Genomic DNA, 22,873 nt, shown 5'->3' with positions numbered 1-22,873 from the left:
GTCGTAGCGGACTTCAGGAAAAAATCATCAAGCGCGGAATTATTTAGTGTCCATTTGTATCTGACCCCATAGGGCCCGTTGCCACTATTGCTTTGGCTGCGTGGCCGAAAACTGTTCGCCCGCCCGATCTGCCCCGGGGACAGCGGATTGTCACGACAGGTCAGCTACAGAGTAAGCACTTATGAAATCACGCAAGAGAGTCAAGCCGATCGGCTTGAAAGACATCACCATCGTTGACGACGCCAAGATGCGCAAGGCGATCACTGCCGCAGCGCTCGGCAACGCCATGGAGTGGTTCGACTTCGGCGTCTACGGCTTCGTCGCCTATGCGTTGGGCAAGGTGTTCTTCCCCAACGCCTCGCCCAGCGTGCAGATGATCGCGGCCCTGGCAACCTTCTCGGTCCCTTTCCTGATCCGCCCGCTGGGAGGGCTGTTCTTCGGTGCCCTGGGGGATCGCTATGGCCGCCAGAAAGTCCTGGCGGCGACCATCGTCATCATGTCGCTGAGCACCTTCGCCATCGGCCTGATACCGTCCTATGCCTCGATTGGCATCTGGGCGCCGATCCTGCTGTTGCTGGCCAAGATGGCCCAGGGCTTCTCGGTCGGCGGCGAATACACCGGTGCCTCGATCTTCGTCGCCGAATACGCCCCTGACCGCAAGCGCGGCTTCCTCGGCAGTTGGCTGGACTTCGGCTCGATCGCAGGCTTCGTGCTCGGTGCCGGCATGGTGGTGATGATCTCGGCCATCGTCGGCGAGGAGCAATTCCTCGACTGGGGCTGGCGCCTGCCGTTCCTCGTCGCGTTGCCGCTGGGCATCATCGGCCTTTACCTGCGCCACGCCCTGGAGGAGACGCCAGCCTTCCAGCAGCATGTCGACAAGCTCGAGCAGGGTGATCGCGAAGGCCTGGCCTCGGGGCCGAAGGTGTCGTTCAAGGAGGTCGCCACCAAGCACTGGCGCAGCCTGCTGACCTGCATTGGTGTGGTGATCGCGACCAACGTCACCTACTACATGCTGCTCACCTACATGCCCAGCTACCTGTCGCACAACCTGCACTACAGTGAAGACCACGGCGTGCTGATCATCATCGCGATCATGGTCGGCATGCTGTTCGTGCAGCCGGTGATCGGCTTCCTCAGCGACAAGGTCGGGCGTCGCCCGTTCATCGTGGTGGGCAGCGTCGGCCTGTTCGTCCTGGCGATCCCGGCGTTCATGCTGATCAACAGCGGCAGCCTCGGGGTGATCTTTGCCGGGCTGCTGATCCTGGCGGTGCTGCTGAACTTCTTCATCGGCGTGATGGCCTCGACCCTGCCGGCGATGTTCCCCACTCACATCCGCTACAGCGCCCTGGCCAGCGCCTTCAACATCTCGGTGCTGATCGCCGGCCTCACCCCGACCATCGCCGCCTGGTTGGTGGAAAGCACCGACAACCTGTACATGCCGGCCTACTACCTGATGGTCATCGCCGTGATCGGCCTGCTCACCGGGCTGACCATGAAAGAGACCGCCAACAAGCCCCTGCGCGGAGCGGCGCCTGCGGCCTCGGACCTGGAAGAAGCCAAGGAACTGCTGCAGGAGCACCACGACACCATCGAGCAGAAGATCGAGGACATCGACGAGCAGATCGCCGAGCTCGAGGCCAAGCGCAAGGTGCTGGTGCAGCAGCATCCGCGGATCGAATGAGGCCCCGCGCGATGCCGTACGCGCGTGGGCTTATTAAGGTGATACGAAAGCGTTTCATGCGATGATGGCCAGCCGCCTCCAGCCAGACACCTCGGGCGCAGGGCGGCTGCCTTCGACCAACCATGGATGATCATCGTGTTCAAACCGCTACTCCCTCTCGCCCTGAGCGCCCTGTTCCTGGGCGGCTGTGCCGGCCACGCGCCGAGCAAGGACAAGGTTTCCCTGCGCACCGACAAAAGTGCGATCGTCGGTATCTGGGCGATGATGCCGCTCAAGAGTGGTATCGCCAACGTCGCCGAATACAAGGCCGACGGCAAGGTGCTACTGCACCCGTTCAACTGCGCCGAGCCCAAGACCCAGGCCGTCGAGATTTCCGACTACAAGGTCGCGGAGGACGGCAGTTCGATCCACGTTCAGTCCGAGGCGCGTGCGTTCGACCTGAAGGTATTGGGTTTTGCCCCGACGGTCATGATGTTGAGCATGCCAGTCGCCGATGCCCAGCTCACCTTCCTCTACCGCAAGGTCGACCAGGTGGCGCCGCTATGTGACCTGTACGTCGATGCCAAGGGTGAGGCGGCACGGCGAACCCCGTTCCAGGCAAGTGACTTCGCCCCGGCGCCGGCAGTACCAGCAGGCCATGCGGGGCTCGAACGCTATATCGGCAAGTGGGCGAGCAAGGCCGGCGCGGTGCAGATCGAGGTCGTTCGTGACGCCAGTGGCGTCTACCTCTATCACCGCCCGGACGAGAACTGGCGCTACCTGTACAACAACGTGCGCTGGACGGGCGATGCCCTGGCCTTCAACAGCTACGCCTACACCGAGAAGCCGGCGCTGTTCCGCCATCCCTACCACAAGACCAATACGCCCATGACCCTGGAACCGCTGGAAAACGGCCAGGCGCGCCTGACCTACCTGATCGACGGCAAGCGCTTCGACAGCCTGCTGCACAGGGCCAAGGACTGAGCCGAGCCCAGCAGAGACGGGCTTGCGTCATGGCGGCTCGTCCCTGCCGGGATTTGGAATCTAAATTAATTTGCATATTAGGTTATTCCTAAAATCAATTTAATTTATCTATGGCGACTCGGTACAGTCAGTGCTCCAACGCACGTACCTTCCCGAGGAGCTCCATGCCGATCCGTTCCCGCCTACTGTTGATTGCCGCCAGCCTGCTGCTGGCAACCCAGGCCTTTGCCGCCGAGCGCCTCACGCTGCGCGTCGGTGACCAGAAGGGCAACATGCGCGCCCAGCTCGAGGCTGCCGACGCACTGCGCGACCTGCCCTACGACATCCACTGGGCAGAGTTTCCGGCCGCCGCGCCACTTGCCGAGGCGCTCAACGCAGGCGCCATCGATGCAGGCATCATCGGCGATGCCCCGCTGCTGTTCGTGCTCGCCTCCGGGGCGCCGGTCAAGGCCATCGCGGTGGACAAGTCCGACCCCTACGGAACCGCGGTGCTGGTGCGCCCGGAGTCGCCCCTGCGCAGTGGCGCCGACCTCAAGGGCAAGCGCATCGCCACCGGCCGCGGGTCGATCGGCCACCACATTGCGCTCAAGGCTCTGGAGCAGGCCGGCCTGAGTGAGAAGGACGTGGAGTTTCGCTTTCTAGGGCCGGTGGACGCCAAGATCGCCCTGGCCAACGGCTCGGTGGACGCCTGGGCGACCTGGGAGCCTTACACTGCGCTGGCCGAGACCAGCGGGCAGGGCAGGGTGCTGGTGAACGGTCGCGGCCTGTCCAGCGGCAACAGCTTCCTGGCGGTCACCGACCAGGCGCTGCAAGACCCTGCGCGACATGCGGCCTTGCAGGACTACCTCAAGCGCCTGGCTGGCGCCCAGGTGTGGGCCAACCAGCACCTGGACAGCTATTCCAAGTCCCTCGCGGCGATCATCGGTTTTCCCGAAGAGGCCGCGCGGTTGCAGTTCGAGCGGCGCAAGCTGCACTGGCAAGGCATCGATGAGCACACCGTGGCCCAACAGCAGGAGACCGCCGACTTCTACCACGCCCATGGCCTGATGACGCAACGGCTGGACGTTGCCCCAACCTTCGCCAAGGATTTCAGCGTACCTGCCGAGTGAGGCATGCGGCGAGGTTCACACCCCTCGGGTCAGTCCACCATCGACCTTGATGTTCTGCCCGGTGATGTAGGCCGCGCCTTCGCTGGCCAGGAAGGCGATGGTCGCGGCGATTTCCTCGCTCTTGCCGTAGCGCTTGAGCGGCACGCTGTCGCGGCGTTGCTCGGTGGCCGGCAGGCTGTCGATCCAGCCGGGCAGAACGTTGTTGATCCGCACGTTATCCTTGGCGTAGGTATCGGCGAAGATCTTGCTGAAGGCTGCAAGGCCGGCACGGAACACGGCCGAGGTCGGGAACAGGTCGCTGGGCTCGAAGGCCCAGGCGGTGGAGATGTTGATGATCACGCCACCTTGCTGTTTCTGCATGGTCGGGGTGACCAGGCGGGTCGGGCGGATGACATTGAGCAGATAGGTGTCCATGCCCTTGTGCCAGTCGTCGTCGCTGATTTCCAGGATCGGCGCACGCGGGCCGTGGCCTGCGCTGTTGACCAGCACATCGATGCGCCCCCATTTCTCCAGCACGGTGTCGACCAGGCGTTGCAGGTCATCGTTGGACTGGTTGCTGCCGGTCACGCCGATGCCGCCCAGTTCGTTGGCCAGGGCCTCGCCCTTGCCCGATGAAGACAGGATTGCCACCTTGAACCCGTCTGCGGCCAGGCGCCGTGCCGCCGCTGCACCCATGCCGCTACCGCCGGCGGTAATGATCGCTACTTTTTCTACTGACATGTGACCTCCAATGCAATGCTTGGCTGATGTGAGGGGGTCAGCCTAGCACCCGTGCACCGCTGGCAGGGAGGCAGCAGGGGTTTGTCGATTCAGTAGAAAATCTATTGCCTCAGAGGGCTTCCACCTGCTCCAGCAGCCAGCCGCGAACCACGTCCAGTGCGGTCGGTGTGCTGCCCTTGCGGGGCCAGACCAGGTAGAAGTGCTTGTCCATCTCCAGCGCCTGCTCGAATACCTGCACCAGCCGCCCGGCCTGCAGGTCTTCCTGCACGAACAGTTCGCTGGACAGCGCCAGCCCTTGCCCGGCCACGGCGGCCTCGATGGCCAGCGAGGTCTGGTTGAAGCGTACGTTCTTCGGCATCGGCTGGGTCGGCTGGCCGAACAGCTGGGTGATGAACTCGGGCCAGAAATTATGCGCATCGTGCAGCAGCAGAAAATGCTGCAACTGCTCGAGGCTGTGCGGTTTACCCCACTGCGCCAGCAGTGCGGGGCTGGCCACCGCGACCACCCGCTGCCTGAGCAGCAGTTCGGTGTTGAGCCCTGCGCCGAAGGGCGGGTGGCCGTAGCGCACGGCAAGATCCACGCCGTCGGCCTGGAAGCGCGACAGGCGATCGGTGGCCAGCACCCGCAGGTCGATCTCGCCATGGGCCTCGGTGAACGAACTCAGCCGGGGGATCAGCCATTTCGAGGCGAAGGTCGGGGTGACGCTGACGGTGAGGTGACGGTTGTCCGGGCGCAGTGCCGCAGTGGCTTCGCCGATCAGGGCCAAGGCGTTGCGGATACTGTGGCTGTAGCCCAGCCCCGCATCGGTCAGGCGCAGGCCACGTGGCAAGCGTTCGAACAGCCTGATGCCCAGGCTCGCCTCCAGCCCCCGTACCTGCTGGGCCACGGCTGCCTGGGTGACACCCAGCTCCTCGGCCGCCAGGCGGAAATTCAGATGGCGCGAGACAACCTCGAACACGCGCAGGGCATTGAGCGGGGGGAGGGCGGTCGGGCCTTCGGTCATGGTCGTGCCTGCTGGTGGGGATCGCTGGAGGATAACAGTTTGCGCAGCCTGCTCTGTTGCAGGATCGGTGTAACCGGTACCCTCGACGCCCCATCGTTTTCAGGACCATGCCCATGTCTCGAGGTGCCGTGATTGCAGCCGGGCTGCTGCTGTTCGCCAGTGTTCGGGTGTTCGCCGAGCCGCCCACCGTGATGCAGCGCTACGCCTGCAGCGCTTGCCACCAATTGGATGCGCGGGCCGTGGGTCCGTCCTGGCGAGAGATTGCTGCGCGTTATCGCGACGGCAGCAAGGACGCCGGGCAGTTGGTGCAAAGCGTCCGACAGGGCAGCCGGGGGCAATGGGGAGTGGTGCCGATGCCGCCACAGTCGCAAGCCCGCGAGGAAGATTTGCAGGCCATTACCCAGTGGATTCTCGAACAGCATTGAAAGCTGGGTTCACTATCCTGAAATTCGCAATGAATCATCCTGATCTGTCCTGCTTATCGCGACGGACCTGAACGCATAACCTGTGCCTCACCGACACCCGGCGAGGCCGTCCGCCCATGCAGCAAGTCCCTGTCTCACGTGCCCTCGCGGCACGCCTGCTCCGCCACTTCCCGGGCCAGTGCGAGAAACGCGGTCATGCCTGCCGAGGGATTGCGCCGCCCGGCGTAGTACAGGCACAGCCCCGGCAACGGTGGCGTCCAGTCGTCCAGCACACGCACCAGGCGCCCGGCCGCGATGTCCTCGCGCACGTCCTGTTCCATGAAGTAGCCAAGGCCCACGCCAGCCATGACGGCAGCACGTGCCAGGCTGGCCTCATCCAGGGTGATGGGGCCCTGCACGTCGATCTGCTGCGCGCTGTTGCCGTTGGCGAAGCGCCAGCGGAACAGCGCGCCATCCGGCAAGCGCACGCGGACGCAACTGTGGCGCTGCAGGTCGGCCGGCAGCCTTGGCGTGCCCCGCGCGGCCAGGTAGGCGGCGGAGGCGACCACGGCATAGCGCTGCGGCCGGCCGAGGGAAAGGCTGATCATGTCGCTGGGCACCAGGTCGGCGACTCGCACGCCCAGGTCGAAACCATCGGCGACGATGTCCACCAGGCGCCCCTCGGTGACAAGGTCCACCTGCATCTGCGGATAGCGCCGCAAGAACTCCAGTACCAGGGGGCCGATGATCTCGCGTGCGGCGAAGGCCGCAGCGTTGATGCGCAGCATGCCACTGGGCTGATCGCGCTGGGCGCGCACCACTTCCAGGGCGCCTTGCACCTCGCCCAACGCCGGGGCGACGTGCTCGACGAACAGGCGCCCGGCATCGGTCAGGGACACGCTGCGCGTGGTGCGGTTGAACAGGCGCACGCCAAGGTTCGCCTCGAGCTTGCCGATGGCGTTGCTCAGGGCAGTGGTGGACATCCCCAGGTCGATGGCCGCCGCGCGAAAACTGGCGCGCCGGGCGATGGCGAGGACGGCATCGAGGTCGTTGAGGCTGACGCGCTCCATGGTTCGGCTCGTTCGGACAAAAACACGATTCTATCCGCAACCCAGGTTGCTACCACCGGAGAATATCCATGAGTCATCCGTCAGAGACCCTGCGTGGCAAGCGCGTACTGGTCACCGCTGGCACCAAAGGCCTGGGCAAGGCCACGGTCGAGCTGTTCCTCGAGCTGGGCGCCCGTGTACTGACCTGCGCGCGCACAGCGCCCGTCGATGCCCCTCAGGCGTCGTTCGTCAAAGCCGATCTGACCACCCTCGAGGGGTGCGAGCAGTTGGCGGGCGAGGTCGAGCGGCAGCTGGGCGGTGTCGATGTCATCGTTCATGTGCTGGGCGGTTCCAGCGCACCGGCCGGGGGCTTTGCCGCCTTGGGCGAGGCGCATTGGCAACAGGAGCTGGACCTCAACCTGCTGCCCGCCGTGCGTCTGGATCGGGTCTTGCTGCCCGGCATGCTGGCGCAGGGCGGCGGGGTGATCGTTCACGTCACCTCGATCCAGCACCAACTGCCGCTGCCGGAAGCCACCACCGCCTATGCGGCGGCCAAGGCGGCGCTGTCGACCTACAGCAAGAGCCTGTCCAAGGAAGTCGCACCCAAGGGCGTACGCGTGGTGCGGGTCGCGCCCGGCTGGATCGAGACCGAGGCCTCGGTAGCCCTGGCCGAGCGCCTGGCCAGCGAGGCGGGCACCGACTACGAGGGCGGCAAGCGCATCATCATGCAGGCCTTGGGCGGCATCCCCCTGGGTCGGCCCGCCAGCCCGAAGGAGGTGGCCAACGTCATCGGCTTCGTGGCCTCGCCAGCAGCTGCGGCGGTGACCGGCACCGAGTTCGTGGTGGATGGGGGCACCGTCCCTACCGCTTGAACCGCGTCATGAGGCGGTCCACACGGCCAGTTCGTAGCCGTCCGGGTCGATGAAGTGGAAGCGCCGGCCGCCAGGGAAGGCGAAGGTGGCGCGGCTGATGCGCGCGCCTGCTGCTTCTGCACGTCGCTGGGTGGCTTCAAGGTCGTCGGCGTAGAGGATGACCAGCGGGCCACCCGGTCGTACCGCTTCGCCGGTGGTGAAGCCGCCGCTCAGGCGGCCATCGGAGAACTCGGTATAGGTGGGGCCGTAGTCGGTGAAGGACCAGCCGAACACTGCGCCATAGAACGCCTTGCTGCGGCCGATGTCGGTGACGTTGAACTCGATGTTGTCGATCTGTCGATCCTGCCCGCGAATACCCATGTGGCCTCCTTGCGTGATGGAGCGCGCAGTCTAGCGCATCAGCGCAAGCGCAGAGGCTTGATCACGGTCTCTCCCAGCGTATCGCCGGCTCACCTGCTCGTGGCTTGCTCAAGCTCCAGGGCCTGCAACGATCGTCCACGGACGATATACTCCGCGGCCCATGTCGTCCCCCGGAGAACCCCATGCGGCAGGCTTTGCTTATCGTCGATGTCCAGTCCACCTTCAGCCCTCCTGAGTGGCTGATCGACGGAATCCGCGCGTTGGCCGCGAAACTCCCCGCCATCGCCTCGGTCGAGTTGCACGACGAGCAGGTCACGCCGTTCCAGCAGCAGCTTGGCTGGCATCCGGCGCGCGAGGACGAGAGCCTGATCGAGGCAGACGAAGTGTTCGTCAAGCACGGCTACGGGCAGACCGCCGAGGCCATCGACTACCTCAAGCGACTGGGGGTGGAGCGTGTGCTGGTCTGCGGCCTGCAGACCGAAACCTGCGTACTGGCCGCCGGCTTTGCGCTGTTCGATGCCGGGCTGAACCCGACCTTGATCACTGACCTGACGGTGGGCTCTTCACTGGACCGCTCGGGCAAGTTGGGTATCGAGCTGTGGACCCATCACTTTCGCCAGGTGACCACGGTGGCGCAGGTGGTCGAGGGGCTGCAAGGCTGAAGGGGCTGCACGCCAGCCCCTTGCACCTACACCACCGCGATCAGGTCAATCTCCACCGCGGCATTCTTCGGCAACTGATACACCCCCACCGAGGTGCGGGTATGCTTGCCGGCGTCGCCCAGCACTTCATGCAGGATCGCCGACGCGCCGTTGGCCACTTCGCTCTGCTGGGTGAAGTCTACCGCCGACTGCACGAATACATTGATCCGCGCGATACCCTTGACCGCGTCCAGCGAGCCCAGGCTTTCGCTCAGCAGCTTCAGGCAGCGCAGGGCGCTGATCTTGGCGGCAGTCTGCGCCTCGGCGAGGCTGACGTCCTCGCCCACCCGCCCCGGGTGCACCACGGTGTCGTTGACCCGCGGGATTTGCCCACTGATGTACACCTGGTCGCCCAAGTGCAGCACCGGCACGTAGTCGCCGCCGATCTTCAGCGGGCCATCGAACGAATAACCCAGCGCCTGCAGAGCGGCTTCATAGCGGTCGTTTCTGGACATCGGTAGTGCTCCCAGTGTGATCGAGGCGATGGCCAAGCCTAATCAAGTGCCCGCATGGCGACCAGTGGTTCAACCCTCCCAGCGCTTGAAAATCACGCTGGCATTGACGCCGCCGAAACCGAAGCCGTTGGACAGCGCGTATTCGGTATCCAGGGGCCGCGGCTGGCCTGCGGCAATGTCCAGCCCGGCGGCTGCGGGGTCAGGCTCGACCAGGTTGAGCGTGGCCGGCGCCTGTTGGTCGCGCAGAGCAAGCACGGTGAAGATCGCCTCGATACCGCCGGCGGCGCCCAGCAAGTGGCCGGTGGCAGACTTGGTCGCGCTGATCACCGGTGAGGGCACGTCGGCGAACACCGCCTTGATCGCTGCGAGCTCGCCCTTGTCGCCCACCGGTGTCGAGGTGGCATGGGCATTGAGATGGCCGACCTGTTGTGCACGGATACCGGCCTGGCGCAGGGCCAGGGTCATGGCGCGTCGCGCGCCGTCGCCGTCTTCCGGTCCCGAGGTGATGTGATAGGCGTCGGCGCTGGTGCCGTAGCCCACCAGCTCGGCCAGCGGCGTGGCGCCGCGTGCCAGTGCATGCTGCAGTTCTTCGATCACCAGCAGGCCGGCGCCTTCGCCCATGACGAAGCCGTCGCGGCGGGTGTCGAACGGGCGCGAGGCCTGTTCCGGGTGCTCGTTGAAATCGCTCGACAAGGCCCGCGCGGCGGCAAAGCCGGCCAGGCTGACACGATGAATGGCCGCCTCCGCGCCGCCGCACAGCGCCACGTCCGCTTCACCGGCCAGGATCATTCGCGCGGCGTCGCCAATCGCCTGCACCCCGGCAGCGCACGCCGTGACCGGAGTACCCAGTGGGCCTTTGAGCCCGTGGGCGATCGACACCTGGCCGGCGGCCAGGTTGCCGAGGAAGGAGGGAATGGTGAAGGGTGACAACTTGCGTGGGCCTTTGCTGTCGGTGGTGCGCACGGCCTCGGCGATGGCCGGGAAGCCGCCCACGCCGGTACCGATGATAGTTGCCGTGCGTTCCTGCTGTTCGGCGCTTTGCGGTTGCCAGCCGGCCTGCGCCAGGGCCTCCTGTGCGGCGCCCAGGGCGAACAGGATGAAACGATCGACCTTGCGCTGCTCCTTGGCTGGCAGTACGCGGTCTGGATCGAAGCCGGCCTCGCTGTCCTGCTGCAGGTCCGGCACCTGGCCGCCGATGCGCACCGCCAGGTCGCCGATCAGCGATTCCGGCAACTGCGTGATGCCCGAGCGCCCCGCCAGCAGGCGTTCCCAGACCCGCTCCACGCCACACCCCAGCGGTGTGACCGCTCCCATTCCGGTAACGACGATACGCTTGTTCATGAAGGTCTCACTCCTATGGAGGTTTGCTACTATTCAGCTGAAGAGACGTTACTATCATTATAGAAGTAACATCCAGCCCGAATATTTCACAAACCCGTGGTGAGCCTGCCTGATGCAACGCAAGACGCTTGTGGATTCCGAATGCCCTATCGCCCTGAGCCTTGAACACGTGGGGGAGTGGTGGAGCCTGTTGATCATGCGCGATGCCTTGCAGGGCCTGAGCCGCTTCGACGATTTCGCCAAGAGCCTGGAGATCGCTCCGAGCATGTTGACCCGCAGGCTCAATGCGCTGGTGGAGGCCGGCCTGCTCGAGCGCCATGCCTACAGCACCCGGCCCCTACGCCACGAATACCGGCCCAGTGCTCGGGGGCGCGACCTGCAGGGCGTGCTCTATGCGCTGATCGCCTGGGGTAATCGGCATTTTGCGCCTGAGGCCATCAGTGTGCAGGTGGTGGAAAAGGGCACGGGCAAGGCCTTGCAGCCGATGATGGTGGACGTGGAGTCCGGGCGCGTGGTGCCCTGGTCGGCGTGCGAGCTGGTGCAGGGCCCTGGCGCCAGTGAGGGGATGCGGGCGCGGCTGCAGCGCAGTCGCGAGGGCTGATCAGCCGCGCAGGGCAGGGGCCTGGCGCAGGCCGTCGCCGGCTACTTCCACCTGGTCGGCACGCAGGATTGCAGCGCGCTGATGTTCGTATTCCTGCTGCGACAGGCCTCGGCGTTGCAGCGCCTCGAGCTGCAACTGGCGCGTTTCCTCGGCAGTGTAGGGACGTTGTTCGGGATGGCTGGCACAGCCGGCAAGTGCGGCGATACCAAGGGCGGCCAGGGCAGCGAGCAGCAGGCGGGCGGTGGCGTTCATCGGCGGGTTTCCTGGTTCGAGGATTCGTCTGGCGAGTCGGTGAACACAGGTTATCGAGCACGGCCGCCGGGCAGAAATCGTCGTGCTCGATAGTCACTATCGATGAACGCGCCCGGCTCAGATCACCCGCGCACTGTGCAGGGCTTCCAGCGCCTGGCCGCGCAGGCGGGCCAGGCGTTCGTCCTGGCGTTCGCGCGGGTAGCCGAGGCCGACCCTCAGCTCGCGGCAGACAGTGCCCGGCCGGTTGCCGATCACCAGCACGCGGTCGCTCAGGTACAGCGCCTCGTCCACGTCATGGGTGACCACCAGCAGGGCGATGCGGTGGCGGCGTGCGAGGTCCAGCAACAGGTCCTGCAGCTTGAAGCGGGTGAAGGCATCCACGGCGCTGAACGGCTCGTCGAGCAACAGCAGTTGTGGTTGGCCGTACAGCCCGCGGGCAATGGCCACGCGCTGGGCCATGCCGCCGGACAGCGCCTTGGGCAGCGCATCGGCGAAGCCGCCCAGGCCCACCTCGTCGATCAGGCCGTTGACCCGGGCACGGTCGTAGCGCCGGTCCTCACTGAAGCCGATATTGTCGGCCACGCTCAACCAGGGCATCAGGCGCGGCTCCTGGAACACGAAACCGACCTGTTCCGGTCGTTGCTGCAGACGGCCAACGAAGTCGCGGTCCAGTTGCGCCACCAGGCGCAGCAGGGTGCTTTTGCCGCAGCCACTGGGGCCCAGCAGGCTGACGATCTCGCCGGGTTGCAGTTGCAGCTCGACCGCCCCCAGTACCGCAGTGGCACCGAATGCCTTGTGCTCGACGCGCAGGTCGAGCAAGGGTGCAGGTGTCGGTGCGGCAACGCGCAAGGGTTGGTTCATGGATTCAGGCTCCTCGGTCCGTGCCGTCGAAGGTGTCGCGCCAGTTCAGCCAGCGCTGTTCCAGCCCGGCCAACAGGCCATCGCTGAGTTTGCCGAGCAGGGCCAGGACAATGATCGCCGCGAGCACTAGGTCCGGTCGTGAAGTCTCCCGGCCGTCGCTGAGCAAATAACCCAGGCCGCGGGTGGCGGCGATCAGCTCGGCGGCGACGAGAAACATCCAGCTCAGGCTCAGGGCGCTGCGCAGGCCGGTGAATACGCCGGGTATCGCAGCCGGCAGCAGGATGCGCCGGGCCAGGCGCAATGGGCCGAAGCCGTACATGCGCCCGACCTCGACCAGCTTGCGGTCGATGTTGCGGATCGCGGCCACGCCGTTCAGGTACACCGGGAAGAACGCGCCGATGGCGATCAGTGTCACCTTGGAGGTCTCGCCGATGCCCAGCCACAGCAGCAACAGCGGCACCCAGGCCAGGCTCGGGATCGCCCTCAGGCTGGCGAAAGTCGGTTCCAGCCAGGCCTCGGCTTCACGGCTCAGACCCACCCAGGCGGCGAACAGCAGCCCCAGGGCGGCGCCGATGGCAAAGCCGGCCAACACCCGCGACAGGCTGGCACCGATGTGTTTCCACAGCGCGCCGTCGGCCAGTTGCACCAGGGTCTGCGCCACTTCGCTGGGGGCGGGCATCTGGTAGGAAGCGATCCAGCCCAGGCGCACGACGGCCTCCAGCAGCAGGATGATCGCCAGAGGCAGCGCCAGGCCCTTGAGCCGACGTGGCCAGGGCGAGGCGGCAGTGGCGGGCGCCGGCGCGCTCACGCTGCGAGTGTGCGTGGAGAGGCTCATCGCTCGATGCTGGCCTTGCCGAAGGACGGGTCGATCAGCTGGTCGATCACGGCGTTGACGTCGGCGCCACGCTTGACCAGCTCCTCCGACACCAGGATCGGCGCCGCGGCCTTGGAGGCTGCTACGTCCTGTTCGGTCAGTTGTGGCGCCGAGAGGTCGGTACGCGACAGCTGCAGCTTGGCCACATCCAGCGGGAGCTTGGATTCATCGGCCAGCAGGCGGGCGAACTCGTCCGGGTGTGCGACTGCCCAGTGGCGTGCCTGCTCGTAGGCCTTGATCACCGTGGCGATGGTTTGTGGATGCTGCTTGGCGAAGGTCTCGGTGACACTGACCACGCCATAGCTGTTGAAGTCCTTGTTGCGGTACAGCAGGCGTGAGCCGGCTTGCAGTTCGCTGGCGGCCATGTGCGGATCGAGGCCGGCCCAGGCATCGACATCGCCTTTCTCCAGTGCGGTGCGGCCATCAGGGTGCTGCAGGTGCAAGAGCTCGACGTCATCCTTTTTCAGCCCGGCCTTTTCCAGTGCACGCAGGGTGAACAGGTACGGGTCGGTACCTTTTGTGGCGGCGATCTTCTTGCCCTTGAGGTCATCAAGTGTCTTCAGCGGCGAGTCCTTGGCCACCACCAGCGCGGTCCATTCGGCGCGGCTGTAGACGTACACCGACTTGATCGGGCTGCCGTTGGCCCGGGCCAGCACCGCCGAGAGGCTGGCCGAAGAGCCGAAGTCGGCACCGCCGCTGTTGAGGTATTCCAGCGAGCGGTTGCTGCCCTGGCTGAACACCCAGGTGACCTTGGAGTCAGGCAGGGCTTTTTCCAACCACCCGAAATGCTTGAGCACCAGGCTTACGGGGGAGTAGTAGGCGTAGTCCAGGCGGACTTCCTTGGGCGCGGTTTCGGCGTGGGCGACGGGATTGAAGGCCAGGGCAACGAGGCCGGCAATAGACAGCGACTTCAGGGCGCTGGGCAGGGCTTGGGCAAACAGACGCATGGGGCGATCCAGTCGAGAAGAGGGATCAGGACCGGTTGCAGGCAGCGTGCCATCTCGCCAGGCCTGGTTTTGCGCAGATGGGCGCGCAAATCAGGGCTGACAGCTGTACTGAGTCGGGCAAAGTGTTGTCCTGCTGTTGCAGGGCGAACAGTTGGAGGGGCAGCAGGTCAGCGCTGCGCGAACCGTGCCATCAACGCCGGATAATCCTGTGGGTCGGGAAAGCCTTCGAAGCTGACGACAGCACCGGTACAGGCCCATGGCAGCTTCTCCTGTGTCCAGGTTTCCATGAACGGTGCGTAGTGCTGCGGGTTTTCCAGCAGGCTGCTGCGCACGCCCACGACCGCGTCGTTACCGGCGGGCCGGGTGAACAGCCAGCTCATGCAGTGGGGGCAGAACTCATGACGGGTTGCGCCCCGAAGACCTCCAGGCACCGGCGCCCCGCGCGTGACCCTGAACCCTTCGGCTGGGAACAGCGCCGTCAGCGAGAACGCACTGCCCGACATCTTCTGGCAGCCCGTGCAATGACAGGCGCTGGTCATGATCGCGGGGTGATCGGATTCGAACGTCACCTGCCCGCAACGGCACCCACCTTGAATCTTCATGCAACGGACCTCGTGTCGGTATGGCAGGCCGTTTGACGAACGGCCTGGATACGTGAAGCATGCGCGAGTATCAGCCTGGTTAAAACTGATCAAACCTGCCGAGCTGCTCATAGGAAATGTATGAACACCCCTCAACTGCAATGGGAAACCCAGCGCGTGTTCCTGGCGGTCTTGCGCACGGGCAGCCTCTCTGCCGCCGCGCGCATGCTGGGCATTGCCCAGGCCACCGCGCGTCGGCGTATCGACGCGCTGGAGCAGAGCGTGGGCATGAGCCTGTTCGTGCGCTCGCCGGCAGGCTTGATGGCCACGGAAACGGCGAAGGAGCTGATCGGCCATGTCGAGTCCATGGCCCTGGCAGCGGAAGCCTTTGCCCGCGCCGCGTCTGCCGAGGCCCAGGTGCCGGGAGGCACGGTGCGCGTCACCAGCAATCAGTTGCTGGGGGTGGAGGTGCTGCCGGCGATGCTGGGTGAGATCCGCACGGCCCGGCCGGAGCTGACACTGGAGCTGAGCATCTCGAACCGGCTTGAGGCCCTGGCACTGCAGGAGTCTGACGTGGCGGTGCGGATTCGCAGGCCTACCGAGGCGGCAGTGGTCACCCGGCATGTGGGGGACCTGCGGATAGGCCTGTATGCGACCCCTGAGCTGCTGCTGCGCCATGGCGTGCCGAACACCCATGCAGACCTTGCGCGCTATCCGCTGATCGGGCCTGATCGCAACCTTGCTGAAGTGATGTTTCTCGAGCAGAACGGCTTTGTCTGTGTGCCGGACCGCATGGCGCTGCGCACCGACGATCACCTCGCCCAGTTCGCGGCACTCAGGGCTGGTGTGGGGGTTGGGGTGTGTGCCGAGCAACTGGCGCGGCGGCATGGGCTGGTGAGGGTGTTGCCGCAGGCCGTGGCATTTTCGGTGGATGTCTGGGTGGCAATGCACGGCGATCTGCGACGGGTTCGGCGGATTGGCCTGGTGTTCGAGGCGCTGGGGGCGGCGCTGTCGGCGTTTCTGGCCGCCCCGCGTGTCAACTAGTTCTGCTGCAGGGCATCGACAATAACCTGCCGCAGCCAGCGATGCCCTGGGTCCCGATGTACCCGCTCCGGCCACAGCATCAGCATCTCGAATCCCTGCACCGCCAGGGGCGCCTCTACCACCTTGAGCCTGGGGTCGCTGACCACCAGCCGCTGCGGAAGCATGGCTACCAGGTCCGAGCCGACCAGCATCGCCGCCAGCAGCATGAAATGCGGCACCGACAGCACCACGTTGCGCGCGAGCCCTTGCGCGGCTAGCGCGGCGTCCGTAGGGCCATGGAAGCCGCCGCCGTCGGGTGAGACGATCACCTGCTCCAGCGCACAGAACTGCTTGAGTGTCGGCTTGCGCCTGAGCCCTGGATGTTCGACTCGGCCGACCAGCACGTAGCGCTCGACGAACAGGCTGCGCTGGCGCAGCTCTGCCGGCACCTGCCGGGCAATGTGAAAGGCCATGTCGATCTCGCCGAGCTCGGCCTGGCGGAGCAGGGCCGAAGGCTGCAGGTCGAGCACCGCCAGGCGTGTGCCCGGGGCGGCGCTGCGTAGCCTGGCCAGGGCGGGCAGCAGGATGGTCGAGGCACTGTAGTCGGTGGCGGCCACGCGCCAGGTCTGGCGGGCGGCGGCCGGGTCGAAGGGGTGCGGCGCAGCGATGGCAAGCTGCAACGCCTCCAGCGCCTGGCGCAACGGTGCGCGCAAGGCGTCTGCCCGCGCGGTCGGGCGCATGCCCCTCGGTCCGGGTAGCAGCAGCGGGTCTTCAAGCAGCTCGCGCAGCCGCGCCAGCTGCACGCTGACGGTCGGTTGTGCCAGATGCAGGCGCTGCGCCGCGCGTGTCACATTGTGCTCGCTGAGCAGGGCGTCGAGGGTCACCAGCAGGTTGAGGTCGAGGCGACGCAGGGAATCGTGCAAGGCAATACCTGGAATAGTGGATATTCATTTCTACTATACCGTGCGGCCGCCCATCATGGCCCGCATCCCTTTACGGAGTGCCACCATGAATGTGCTGATCGTCTACGCCCACCCTGAACCCCGCTCGCTCAACGGCTCGCTCAAGGACCATGCGGTTGCGCACCTGCAGCGCCAAGGTCACGTCGTGCAGGTTTCGGACCTCTACGCCATGGCCTTCAAGCCGCTGATCGATGCCAGCGACAATACCGCCGGCCAACCCGGCGTGCGCTTTCGGGTTTCGGAAGATTCACGCCAGGCTTTCGCCGATGGCACGCAGAGTGCCGACATCGCCCTGGAGCAGCAGAAACTGCGCTGGGCCGATGCGGTGATCCTGCAGTTCCCGCTGTGGTGGTTCGGCCTGCCGGCAATCCTCAAGGGCTGGGTCGAACGGGTCTATGCCTATGGCTTCGCCTACGGCGTGGGCGAGCATTCCGACCAGCACTGGGGTGACCGCTACGGTGAAGGCAGCATGGCCGGCAAGCGCGCCATGCTGATGGTCACGACCGGTGGCTGGGCCTCGCACTACGCGCCGCGGGGCATCAATGGCCCACTGGAGGCGATCCTGTTCCCCATCCAGCACGGCATCCTGTTCTATCCAGGGTTCGAGGTGCTGCCGCCGTTCGTGCTCCATCGCACCAGCCGCATCGACGATGCAGCATTCGCCGATGCCTGCATGCAACTGGAGCGGCGCCTCGATGATTTGTGGGTCGATACACCGATCCCATATCGGCGCCAGAATGGCGGCGACTACCTGATTCCCGAGTTGACCTTGAGGCCGGAACTGGCGCCGGGGGAGGAGGGGTTGGGGGTTCATTTGCGTGGCGATTGAATATGCAAGTATTTGTATCCCGTGTGCGAAGGCCCGGGATTTCAATCGACATTCTGCAGATAACACGGGTACTCGTATTTCTGCCGCCGAGCCTGCTCCAGGTCAATCCGTACAACCTGCAACAAGGCGTGGTCGTCAGCCTTGGCGGCGACGGCCAGTGGCAGGCCCGCGGGGGAGTACGCCATGCCGTGGCCGCCAAAGCGCTGACCCTGTGCAGCCTGCCCGGTGCGGTTGGCGCTGATCACGTAGGCGCCGGAAACGATCGCGGCCATGCCCGCGGCGCAATCCCAGTAGCGATGGTCGGTGCCGGAGGCGCGGGGGACGACGATCAGGTCGGCACCGTCGCGTCCATAGTGGCGGGCGCGTTCATTGAACATCAACTCGGTACACAGCAGCACACCGAGCTTGAGCTTGCCCACCTCGATCACGTCGAACCCCTGCTCGACAGTGGTGAACCAGGTCTGCTCATGAAAGCCCGGCTCCTCGGGGAAGAAGTGTTTCTGGTGGACGAAGCGGTAGCCTGTGGTATCCAGCACGAAGGCTTCGTTGACCAGGCGCCCGGCCGCGAGCAGCGGCCTGCTCGACAGCACGGCAGGTACGTCGAGCCTGGCCAGGGCGTCGAGGGCGGATTCATGCAGGGCCACACTGTGCTGCGCAGCCTGAGTGTCGAAGGTGGCGTGCTCGGCCAGCCAGGGGCCGAAGGGCATTTCGTTGGTGATCAGCAGATCGGCCTCGGCGGCACGGACCTGCTCGGCGATCTGTTGCCACTGCGGACTGTCAGGGGTCAGGCCTTCTGGCCATTGGGCGTAGGCCACGGTGATCAGGGACATCTGCAAACCTCGAGGGGCTGGGCGGGTGCGGCCAGTCTAGGCAACGAGCAGAAGAAGCACTTGCAGATTCTTGCGCTTGAGTCAGTGTCTCAACCCGCTTGCGACCGACGTCGCTTGACCCGGTACATCTCGCCGTCAGCATGGCTGAGCAGGGCATCGGCATCGCGCCCGTCGGCGGGGTAGCAGGCGACGCCGATGCTGCAGGTCGGCATGGCGAGGCCGCCGAAGTCGGCATCCAGCGGCTCGACCATGACGGCCAGGATCTGTGTGACCTTGTCGAATACGGCGCTGTGCGACGGCAGGTCGGTGAGCAGGATGGCGAACTCGTCGCCGCCCACCCGCGCTACCGTGGCATGCGCGCCGGCACAGCGCTCCAGGCGCTGGGCCACCAGGCGCAGCACGCGGTCGCCGGCACTGTGGCCGTGGGTGTCGTTGATTTCCTTGAAGTCGTCGATGTCGACGAATAGCAGCGCCAGGGTATCGCCGTGCTGCTGCGCCGCCTTCAACGCAGCGTCCAGGCGGCTGTTGAACAGGGCGCGATTGGCCAGCCGGGTCAGCGGGTCGTGGTGGGCGAGAAAGCGCAGCTCTTCTTCGGCCTCGGTGAGGGCGGTGACGTTGCGCGCCACGCCGATGCGTGCGCCGACCTCTTCTGACCAGAACGCCGCCCAGAGGATATGGACGACACCGCCATCCTTGCGGATGTAGCGATTGCGAAAATCGAAATGCGCCTGGCCGGACATGACCCGGACGATCGAGGCCCGAGTGGCGGGCAGGTCGTCGGGGTGCATGTAATGCGTGATCGGCGTGCCGATGAGCTCCTCGGCGCGGTAGCCCAGCAGCGCTTGGCAGGCATCGCTGACGAACACGATCTGGTCGTCCTGGTCGACCACGAAGACGGTGTCGAGCATCAGGTGGATCAACTTGGGATAGAGCGCTTGCAGGTCGACGGGCATGGTGCGGGTGTCCGGGTCGTAAGGCTCGATCAGGGCCAGATCGCAGAAGGGCCGACGAGTCATCCTGCGCGCGCCCGGCACCCGGGCGGTACCGGCCGATCGTTCGCGGCCACAGCACAGCCTACAGGGTATGGCCGTTATGGCCAGCAGGGCGGTGAAAAATAGTCGCAGGCGCAGCCGAACGGGTTCGGTGATGGCATGATGCGCCGACGAATGGCATCTTGCAGCGGTCATTGCTGGCAGCTGACGGTTTCTGGTCCAGACTGTGTTAAGCCTGTCGCTGTTCATGTCGCCTGTCGGTCAGTCATCGCTTTTTCCCTGCTGTTCTATTCAGACGAGGGCCATCAATGATCGAGCGCCGTTCCTGTCGGGCCTTGCTGCTGTCGCTGACCTTCGCGGTATTGCCGCAGGTGGCGCTGGCGGTCGATGACTGCACGCGCCTGACCGCCACCGGCAACCCCGAGTATCCACCTTACCTGTGGCGTGACCCGCAGGACCCGCAGCACCTCGTCGGGGCCAATGCCGATCTGCTCAAGTACATGGCAGGTGAGCTGGGGCTGGATGTGGAAGTGAAATATTCCGGGCCCTGGGGACGCGCCCAGGAAGAAGTGCGTACCGGGCGGGTCGATCTTCTGGCGGGCTACTTCCTGACCCGCGCGCGGCAGAACGAGGTGAACTTCATCGAGCCGCCGTTCCTGCACACCCCAAGCGTGGTCTGGGTGCGCAGCGACAGCGCTTTCGCCTATAAAGGCTGGGACGATCTGCGCGGGCTCAAGGGTGGGGTACTGGTCAACAACAGCCATGGCGAGCAGTTCGACGAGTTCGCCCGGACCAACCTCAACCTGGAGGCAGTGCCCGGCGCCAGGCAGGCGTTCGAGAAGCTGCTGCACAAGCGTAGTGACTATGTGATCTTCGAGCAGTTTCCAGGCATGGCCCTGGCGCGCGTGCTGAAGGTGGACGAGCAGGTGCAGGTGCTCGAGCCTCCGGTGTCCAGCGAGGGGCTGTACCTGGCGATGTCCCACGACTCGCCGTGCAACCGGCCACAGTTGCGTGAGCAACTGGCCGCGAAGATGAGGGAAATCGTGTCCAGCGATCTGCCGCAGCGCCTGGTTGCACGAAACCTGGCGCTTTGGCGCCAACAGCAGGAGAACGTGGCGGCGCCTTGACCAGGGCGGTGTGGCTGCGGCAAGACTTCCCAGCGAAAAACCCGGATAATGGCGCCCATTTCGTTTTACGCGCTGGTGTGCCCGCATGGAAATCAAGGTCAATTTTCTCGACAATCTCCGACTTGAAGCCAAGTTCGACGACTTCACGGTGATCGCCGATCAGCCCATTCGCTACAAGGGCGACGGCTCGGCGCCTGGTCCGTTCGACTACTTCCTGGCCTCCTCGGCGCTGTGCGCGGCGTACTTCGTCAAGCTCTACTGCCAGACCCGCGACATCCCCACCGAAAACATTCGCCTGTCGCAGAACAACATCGTCGACCCGGAAAACCGCTACAACCAGATCTTCAAGATCCAGGTCGAGCTGCCCGAGGATATCAGCGAGAAGGACCGCCAGGGCATCCTGCGCTCCATCGACCGTTGCACCGTGAAGAAAGTGGTGCAGACCGGCCCCGAGTTCATCATCGAGGAGGTCGACAACCTCGACGCCGATGCCCAGGCACTGCTGATGCCGGTGTCCGACACCACCACCTACATTCCCGGCAAGGACCTGCCGCTGGAGCAGACCATCGCCAACATGTCGGCGATCCTGGCCGATCTGGGGATGAAGATCGAGATCGCCTCCTGGCGCAACATCGTGCCCAACGTCTGGTCGCTGCACGTGCGCGACGCGCAGTCGCCGATGTGCTTCACCAACGGCAAGGGCGCCACCAAGGAAGCTGCGCTGGCCTCGGCACTGGGCGAGTTCATCGAGCGCCTGAACTGCAACTTCTTCTATAACGATCAGTACTGGGGCGAGGACATCGCCAACGCACCGTTCGTGCACTACCCGAACGAGCAGTGGTTCATGCCTGGCCCGAAGGACGCGCTGCCGCAGGAGATCCTCGACGAGTACTGCCTGGAGATCTTCAACCCCGATGGCGAACTGCGCGGCTCGCACCTGTACGACACCAACTCGGGCAACAAGGCCCGGGGCATCTGTTCGCTGCCGTTCGTGCGCCAGTCCGACGGGCAGACGGTGTATTTCCCGTCCAACCTGATCGAAAACCTCTACCTGAGCAACGGCATGAGCGCCGGCAACACCCTGGCCGAAGCCCAGGTGCAGTGCCTGTCGGAAATTTTCGAACGGGCGGTCAAGCGTGAAATCCTCGAAGGCGAACTGTGCCTGCCGGACGTGCCGCAGGATGTGCTGGCCAAGTACCCGGGCATCGTCGCCGGTATCCAGGGGCTGGAGGAGCAGGGCTTCCCGGTGCTGGTCAAGGATGCCTCGCTGGGCGGCGAGTTCCCGGTGATGTGCGTGACCCTGATGAACCCGCGCACCGGCGGGGTGTTCGCCTCGTTCGGCGCGCATCCAAGCTTTGAAGTGGCGCTGGAGCGCAGCCTCACCGAATTGCTCCAGGGTCGCAGCTTCGAGGGTCTGAACGATCTGCCGCAACCGACTTTCGAAAGCCACGCGTTGACCGAGCCGAACAACTTCGTCGAGCATTTCATCGACTCCAGCGGCGTAGTGTCGTGGCGCTTCTTCAGTGCCAAGGCCGACTTCGAGTTCGTCGAGTGGGACTTCTCGGGCCAGGGCGAAGACTCCAACGAGCAGGAGGCGCAGACGCTGTTCGGCATTCTGGAAGGGCTGGGCAAGGAGGCGTACATGGCGGTATACGACGACCTCGGTGCCACCGCTTGCCGCATCCTGGTGCCGGGCTATTCGGAAATCTACCCGGTCGAGGACCTGATCTGGGACAACACCAACCGCGCGCTGGGCTTCCGTGCCGACATCCTCAACCTGCACAACCTCGACAGCCGCTCGCTGAAGTTGTTGTACAAGCGCCTGGAACAGGTCGAGGTGGACGAATACACCACCATCACCACGCTGATCGGCGTCGAGTTCGACGACAACACGGTGTGGGGCCAGCTGACCATCCTCGAGCTCAAGCTGCTGATCCAGCTGGCGCTGCAGCGTTTCGAGGAGGCCAAGGAACTGGTGGAGATGTTCCTGCAGTTCAACGACAACACCGTCGAGCGCGGGCTGTTCTACCAGGCGCTGAACGTGGTGCTGGAAGTGGTGCTGGACGACGAGCTGGAGATGGACGACTACGTTTCCAACTTCCGGCGCATGTTCGGCAATGAGCGCATGGATGCGGCACTCGGCTCGGTGGACGGCAGCGTGCGCTTCTACGGGCTGACCCCAACCAGCCTGAAACTTGAAGGTCTGGACCGCCACCTGCGTCTGGTCGAGAGCTACAAGAAGCTGCATGCGGCGCGTGCCCGCGCGGCGGGCTGAGGCCCGCTTCAGCCCAAGAGAGGGTACATAGCGACCCTCTCGTCTATTTTTTTGTACCAAT

Annotated in this window: 25 protein-coding genes; 11 read left to right on the top strand and 14 right to left on the bottom strand. The window is 65.1% G+C overall.

Annotated features, from left to right (window positions below):
- The first annotated feature begins 181 nt into the window (after window positions 1-181).
- The 3 genes from proP to ACTYOL_RS15090 all read left to right on the top strand — a co-directional run bounded on the left by proP (window position 182) and on the right by ACTYOL_RS15090 (window position 3,753).
- Window positions 182-1,681, top strand: coding sequence for a glycine betaine/L-proline transporter ProP (gene proP, locus ACTYOL_RS15100; protein ID WP_054891480.1), 1,500 nt, complete (start codon window positions 182-184; stop codon window positions 1,679-1,681).
- Window positions 1,682-1,807: 126 nt separating this feature from the next.
- Window positions 1,808-2,644, top strand: a complete 837-nt coding sequence (locus tag ACTYOL_RS15095; RefSeq protein WP_234465228.1) for a hypothetical protein — start codon at window positions 1,808-1,810, stop codon at window positions 2,642-2,644.
- Between the two features lie 164 nt (window positions 2,645-2,808).
- On the top strand, window positions 2,809-3,753 hold the full coding sequence (locus ACTYOL_RS15090; protein ID WP_200603940.1) for an ABC transporter substrate-binding protein: 945 nt from the start codon (window positions 2,809-2,811) through the stop codon (window positions 3,751-3,753).
- A gap of 15 nt (window positions 3,754-3,768) precedes the next feature.
- On the opposite strand, the gene ACTYOL_RS15085 is transcribed toward ACTYOL_RS15090, so the two are convergent.
- The gene (locus tag ACTYOL_RS15085) at window positions 3,769-4,473 is read right to left on the bottom strand and encodes an SDR family oxidoreductase (protein WP_153773891.1); all 705 of its coding nucleotides are present in this window, start codon (window positions 4,471-4,473) and stop codon (window positions 3,769-3,771) included.
- Between the two features lie 109 nt (window positions 4,474-4,582).
- Window positions 4,583-5,476, bottom strand: coding sequence for a LysR substrate-binding domain-containing protein (locus ACTYOL_RS15080; RefSeq protein WP_054891476.1), 894 nt, complete (start codon window positions 5,474-5,476; stop codon window positions 4,583-4,585).
- A 113-nt stretch (window positions 5,477-5,589) separates the two neighbouring features.
- Between ACTYOL_RS15080 and ACTYOL_RS15075 the strand changes: the two genes are divergently transcribed.
- A complete protein-coding gene (locus ACTYOL_RS15075) occupies window positions 5,590-5,901 on the top strand; it encodes a c-type cytochrome (RefSeq protein ID WP_197890981.1) in 312 nt (103 codons plus the stop codon).
- 134 nt (window positions 5,902-6,035) lie between these two features.
- Here ACTYOL_RS15075 and ACTYOL_RS15070 read toward each other — a convergent pair whose 3' ends face one another.
- Window positions 6,036-6,950 (bottom strand): LysR family transcriptional regulator, encoded by a 915-nt coding sequence (locus tag ACTYOL_RS15070; protein WP_063545182.1) that lies wholly within the window; start codon window positions 6,948-6,950, stop codon window positions 6,036-6,038.
- Between the two features lie 68 nt (window positions 6,951-7,018).
- On the opposite strand from ACTYOL_RS15070, the gene ACTYOL_RS15065 reads away from it, so the two are divergent.
- The gene (locus ACTYOL_RS15065; protein WP_063545181.1) at window positions 7,019-7,801 is read left to right on the top strand and encodes an SDR family oxidoreductase; all 783 of its coding nucleotides are present in this window, start codon (window positions 7,019-7,021) and stop codon (window positions 7,799-7,801) included.
- A 6-nt stretch (window positions 7,802-7,807) separates the two neighbouring features.
- Here the strand turns inward: ACTYOL_RS15065 and ACTYOL_RS15060 are convergent, their stop codons facing one another.
- The gene (locus ACTYOL_RS15060; protein WP_153773887.1) at window positions 7,808-8,161 is read right to left on the bottom strand and encodes a VOC family protein; all 354 of its coding nucleotides are present in this window, start codon (window positions 8,159-8,161) and stop codon (window positions 7,808-7,810) included.
- 182 nt (window positions 8,162-8,343) lie between these two features.
- Between ACTYOL_RS15060 and ACTYOL_RS15055 the strand changes: the two genes are divergently transcribed.
- The gene (locus ACTYOL_RS15055; protein WP_063545179.1) at window positions 8,344-8,823 is read left to right on the top strand and encodes an isochorismatase family protein; all 480 of its coding nucleotides are present in this window, start codon (window positions 8,344-8,346) and stop codon (window positions 8,821-8,823) included.
- Between the two features lie 26 nt (window positions 8,824-8,849).
- Here the strand turns inward: ACTYOL_RS15055 and ACTYOL_RS15050 are convergent, their stop codons facing one another.
- A complete protein-coding gene (locus ACTYOL_RS15050; RefSeq protein ID WP_444756515.1) occupies window positions 8,850-9,317 on the bottom strand; it encodes a RidA family protein in 468 nt (155 codons plus the stop codon).
- A gap of 69 nt (window positions 9,318-9,386) precedes the next feature.
- A complete protein-coding gene (gene fabF, locus ACTYOL_RS15045; RefSeq protein ID WP_444756514.1) occupies window positions 9,387-10,658 on the bottom strand; it encodes a beta-ketoacyl-ACP synthase II in 1,272 nt (423 codons plus the stop codon).
- 112 nt (window positions 10,659-10,770) lie between these two features.
- On the opposite strand from fabF, the gene ACTYOL_RS15040 reads away from it, so the two are divergent.
- Window positions 10,771-11,259 carry a winged helix-turn-helix transcriptional regulator gene (locus ACTYOL_RS15040; RefSeq protein WP_054891462.1) on the top strand — a complete coding sequence of 163 codons (489 nt, stop codon included), beginning with the start codon at window positions 10,771-10,773 and terminating at the stop codon, window positions 11,257-11,259.
- Here ACTYOL_RS15040 and ACTYOL_RS15035 read toward each other — a convergent pair whose 3' ends face one another.
- The 5 genes from ACTYOL_RS15035 to ACTYOL_RS15015 all read right to left on the bottom strand — a co-directional run bounded on the left by ACTYOL_RS15035 (window position 11,260) and on the right by ACTYOL_RS15015 (window position 14,795).
- The gene (locus ACTYOL_RS15035; RefSeq protein ID WP_054891461.1) at window positions 11,260-11,511 is read right to left on the bottom strand and encodes a hypothetical protein; all 252 of its coding nucleotides are present in this window, start codon (window positions 11,509-11,511) and stop codon (window positions 11,260-11,262) included. It lies immediately after the preceding gene.
- 117 nt (window positions 11,512-11,628) lie between these two features.
- Window positions 11,629-12,372 (bottom strand): ABC transporter ATP-binding protein, encoded by a 744-nt coding sequence (locus ACTYOL_RS15030; protein ID WP_153773883.1) that lies wholly within the window; start codon window positions 12,370-12,372, stop codon window positions 11,629-11,631.
- Window positions 12,373-12,376: 4 nt separating this feature from the next.
- Window positions 12,377-13,207: an ABC transporter permease gene (locus ACTYOL_RS15025; RefSeq protein WP_153773882.1), complete on the bottom strand. Its 831-nt coding sequence runs from the start codon at window positions 13,205-13,207 to the stop codon at window positions 12,377-12,379.
- Window positions 13,204-14,193: an aliphatic sulfonate ABC transporter substrate-binding protein gene (locus ACTYOL_RS15020; RefSeq protein WP_323452263.1), complete on the bottom strand. Its 990-nt coding sequence runs from the start codon at window positions 14,191-14,193 to the stop codon at window positions 13,204-13,206. The genes ACTYOL_RS15025 and ACTYOL_RS15020 overlap by 4 nt, the downstream gene beginning before the upstream one ends.
- A 167-nt stretch (window positions 14,194-14,360) precedes the next feature.
- A complete protein-coding gene (locus tag ACTYOL_RS15015) occupies window positions 14,361-14,795 on the bottom strand; it encodes a GFA family protein (protein ID WP_197890989.1) in 435 nt (144 codons plus the stop codon).
- A gap of 120 nt (window positions 14,796-14,915) precedes the next feature.
- On the opposite strand from ACTYOL_RS15015, the gene ACTYOL_RS15010 reads away from it, so the two are divergent.
- On the top strand, window positions 14,916-15,818 hold the full coding sequence (locus ACTYOL_RS15010; protein ID WP_197890991.1) for a LysR family transcriptional regulator: 903 nt from the start codon (window positions 14,916-14,918) through the stop codon (window positions 15,816-15,818).
- Here the strand turns inward: ACTYOL_RS15010 and ACTYOL_RS15005 are convergent.
- Entirely contained in the window at window positions 15,815-16,720 is a 906-nt protein-coding gene (locus tag ACTYOL_RS15005) for a LysR family transcriptional regulator (protein WP_153773878.1), read from the bottom strand. The two genes, ACTYOL_RS15010 and ACTYOL_RS15005, sit on opposite strands and share 4 nt — an antisense overlap.
- Before the next feature lie 85 nt (window positions 16,721-16,805).
- Between ACTYOL_RS15005 and ACTYOL_RS15000 the strand changes: the two genes are divergently transcribed.
- A complete protein-coding gene (locus ACTYOL_RS15000) occupies window positions 16,806-17,588 on the top strand; it encodes an NAD(P)H-dependent oxidoreductase (protein ID WP_444756513.1) in 783 nt (260 codons plus the stop codon).
- A 41-nt stretch (window positions 17,589-17,629) separates the two neighbouring features.
- On the opposite strand, the gene ACTYOL_RS14995 is transcribed toward ACTYOL_RS15000, so the two are convergent.
- A complete protein-coding gene (locus tag ACTYOL_RS14995; protein ID WP_444756512.1) occupies window positions 17,630-18,418 on the bottom strand; it encodes a carbon-nitrogen hydrolase family protein in 789 nt (262 codons plus the stop codon).
- Between the two features lie 89 nt (window positions 18,419-18,507).
- Window positions 18,508-19,371: a sensor domain-containing diguanylate cyclase gene (locus ACTYOL_RS14990; RefSeq protein ID WP_197891121.1), complete on the bottom strand. Its 864-nt coding sequence runs from the start codon at window positions 19,369-19,371 to the stop codon at window positions 18,508-18,510.
- 347 nt (window positions 19,372-19,718) lie between these two features.
- Between ACTYOL_RS14990 and ACTYOL_RS14985 the strand changes: the two genes are divergently transcribed.
- Window positions 19,719-20,537, top strand: a complete 819-nt coding sequence (locus ACTYOL_RS14985) for a substrate-binding periplasmic protein (protein ID WP_112898480.1) — start codon at window positions 19,719-19,721, stop codon at window positions 20,535-20,537.
- Window positions 20,538-20,622: 85 nt separating this feature from the next.
- Complete coding sequence (locus ACTYOL_RS14980; RefSeq protein ID WP_151924866.1) at window positions 20,623-22,812, top strand: OsmC domain/YcaO domain-containing protein; 2,190 nt, start codon at window positions 20,623-20,625, stop codon at window positions 22,810-22,812.
- Window positions 22,813-22,873 lie beyond the last annotated feature (61 nt).

Origin of the sequence: Pseudomonas sp. A014 (assembly GCF_052378495.1) — a bacterium.
Lineage (GTDB): Bacteria > Pseudomonadota > Gammaproteobacteria > Pseudomonadales > Pseudomonadaceae > Aquipseudomonas > Aquipseudomonas machongensis.
Note: the sequence above shows the minus strand (reverse complement) of the source record. Positions and strands in the feature narration are given on the sequence as shown.

Bases quoted from the DNA above. Each gene is read 5' to 3' on its own strand.
- ACTYOL_RS15065 (WP_063545181.1), top strand. From the start codon at position 7,019: ATGAGTCATCCGTCAGAGACCCTGCGTGGCAAGCGCGTACTGGTCACC.
- ACTYOL_RS15040 (WP_054891462.1), top strand. From the start codon at position 10,771: ATGCAACGCAAGACGCTTGTGGATTCCGAATGCCCTATCGCCCTGAGC.
- ACTYOL_RS15060 (WP_153773887.1), bottom strand. From the start codon at position 8,161: ATGGGTATTCGCGGGCAGGATCGACAGATCGACAACATCGAGTTCAAC.
- ACTYOL_RS15035 (WP_054891461.1), bottom strand. From the start codon at position 11,511: ATGAACGCCACCGCCCGCCTGCTGCTCGCTGCCCTGGCCGCCCTTGGT.
- ACTYOL_RS15000 (WP_444756513.1), top strand. From the start codon at position 16,806: ATGAATGTGCTGATCGTCTACGCCCACCCTGAACCCCGCTCGCTCAAC.
- ACTYOL_RS15025 (WP_153773882.1), bottom strand. From the start codon at position 13,207: ATGAGCCTCTCCACGCACACTCGCAGCGTGAGCGCGCCGGCGCCCGCC.
- ACTYOL_RS14980 (WP_151924866.1), top strand. From the start codon at position 20,623: ATGGAAATCAAGGTCAATTTTCTCGACAATCTCCGACTTGAAGCCAAG.
- fabF (WP_444756514.1), bottom strand. From the start codon at position 10,658: ATGAACAAGCGTATCGTCGTTACCGGAATGGGAGCGGTCACACCGCTG.
- ACTYOL_RS15030 (WP_153773883.1), bottom strand. From the start codon at position 12,372: ATGAACCAACCCTTGCGCGTTGCCGCACCGACACCTGCACCCTTGCTC.
- ACTYOL_RS15080 (WP_054891476.1), bottom strand. From the start codon at position 5,476: ATGACCGAAGGCCCGACCGCCCTCCCCCCGCTCAATGCCCTGCGCGTG.
- proP (WP_054891480.1), top strand. From the start codon at position 182: ATGAAATCACGCAAGAGAGTCAAGCCGATCGGCTTGAAAGACATCACC.
- ACTYOL_RS15050 (WP_444756515.1), bottom strand. From the start codon at position 9,317: ATGTCCAGAAACGACCGCTATGAAGCCGCTCTGCAGGCGCTGGGTTAT.
- ACTYOL_RS15020 (WP_323452263.1), bottom strand. From the start codon at position 14,193: ATGCGTCTGTTTGCCCAAGCCCTGCCCAGCGCCCTGAAGTCGCTGTCT.
- ACTYOL_RS14985 (WP_112898480.1), top strand. From the start codon at position 19,719: ATGATCGAGCGCCGTTCCTGTCGGGCCTTGCTGCTGTCGCTGACCTTC.
- ACTYOL_RS14990 (WP_197891121.1), bottom strand. From the start codon at position 19,371: ATGCCCGTCGACCTGCAAGCGCTCTATCCCAAGTTGATCCACCTGATG.
- ACTYOL_RS15085 (WP_153773891.1), bottom strand. From the start codon at position 4,473: ATGTCAGTAGAAAAAGTAGCGATCATTACCGCCGGCGGTAGCGGCATG.
- ACTYOL_RS15070 (WP_063545182.1), bottom strand. From the start codon at position 6,950: ATGGAGCGCGTCAGCCTCAACGACCTCGATGCCGTCCTCGCCATCGCC.
- ACTYOL_RS15055 (WP_063545179.1), top strand. From the start codon at position 8,344: ATGCGGCAGGCTTTGCTTATCGTCGATGTCCAGTCCACCTTCAGCCCT.
- ACTYOL_RS15010 (WP_197890991.1), top strand. From the start codon at position 14,916: ATGAACACCCCTCAACTGCAATGGGAAACCCAGCGCGTGTTCCTGGCG.
- ACTYOL_RS14995 (WP_444756512.1), bottom strand. From the start codon at position 18,418: ATGTCCCTGATCACCGTGGCCTACGCCCAATGGCCAGAAGGCCTGACC.
- ACTYOL_RS15095 (WP_234465228.1), top strand. From the start codon at position 1,808: ATGATCATCGTGTTCAAACCGCTACTCCCTCTCGCCCTGAGCGCCCTG.
- ACTYOL_RS15075 (WP_197890981.1), top strand. From the start codon at position 5,590: ATGTCTCGAGGTGCCGTGATTGCAGCCGGGCTGCTGCTGTTCGCCAGT.
- ACTYOL_RS15015 (WP_197890989.1), bottom strand. From the start codon at position 14,795: ATGAAGATTCAAGGTGGGTGCCGTTGCGGGCAGGTGACGTTCGAATCC.
- ACTYOL_RS15090 (WP_200603940.1), top strand. From the start codon at position 2,809: ATGCCGATCCGTTCCCGCCTACTGTTGATTGCCGCCAGCCTGCTGCTG.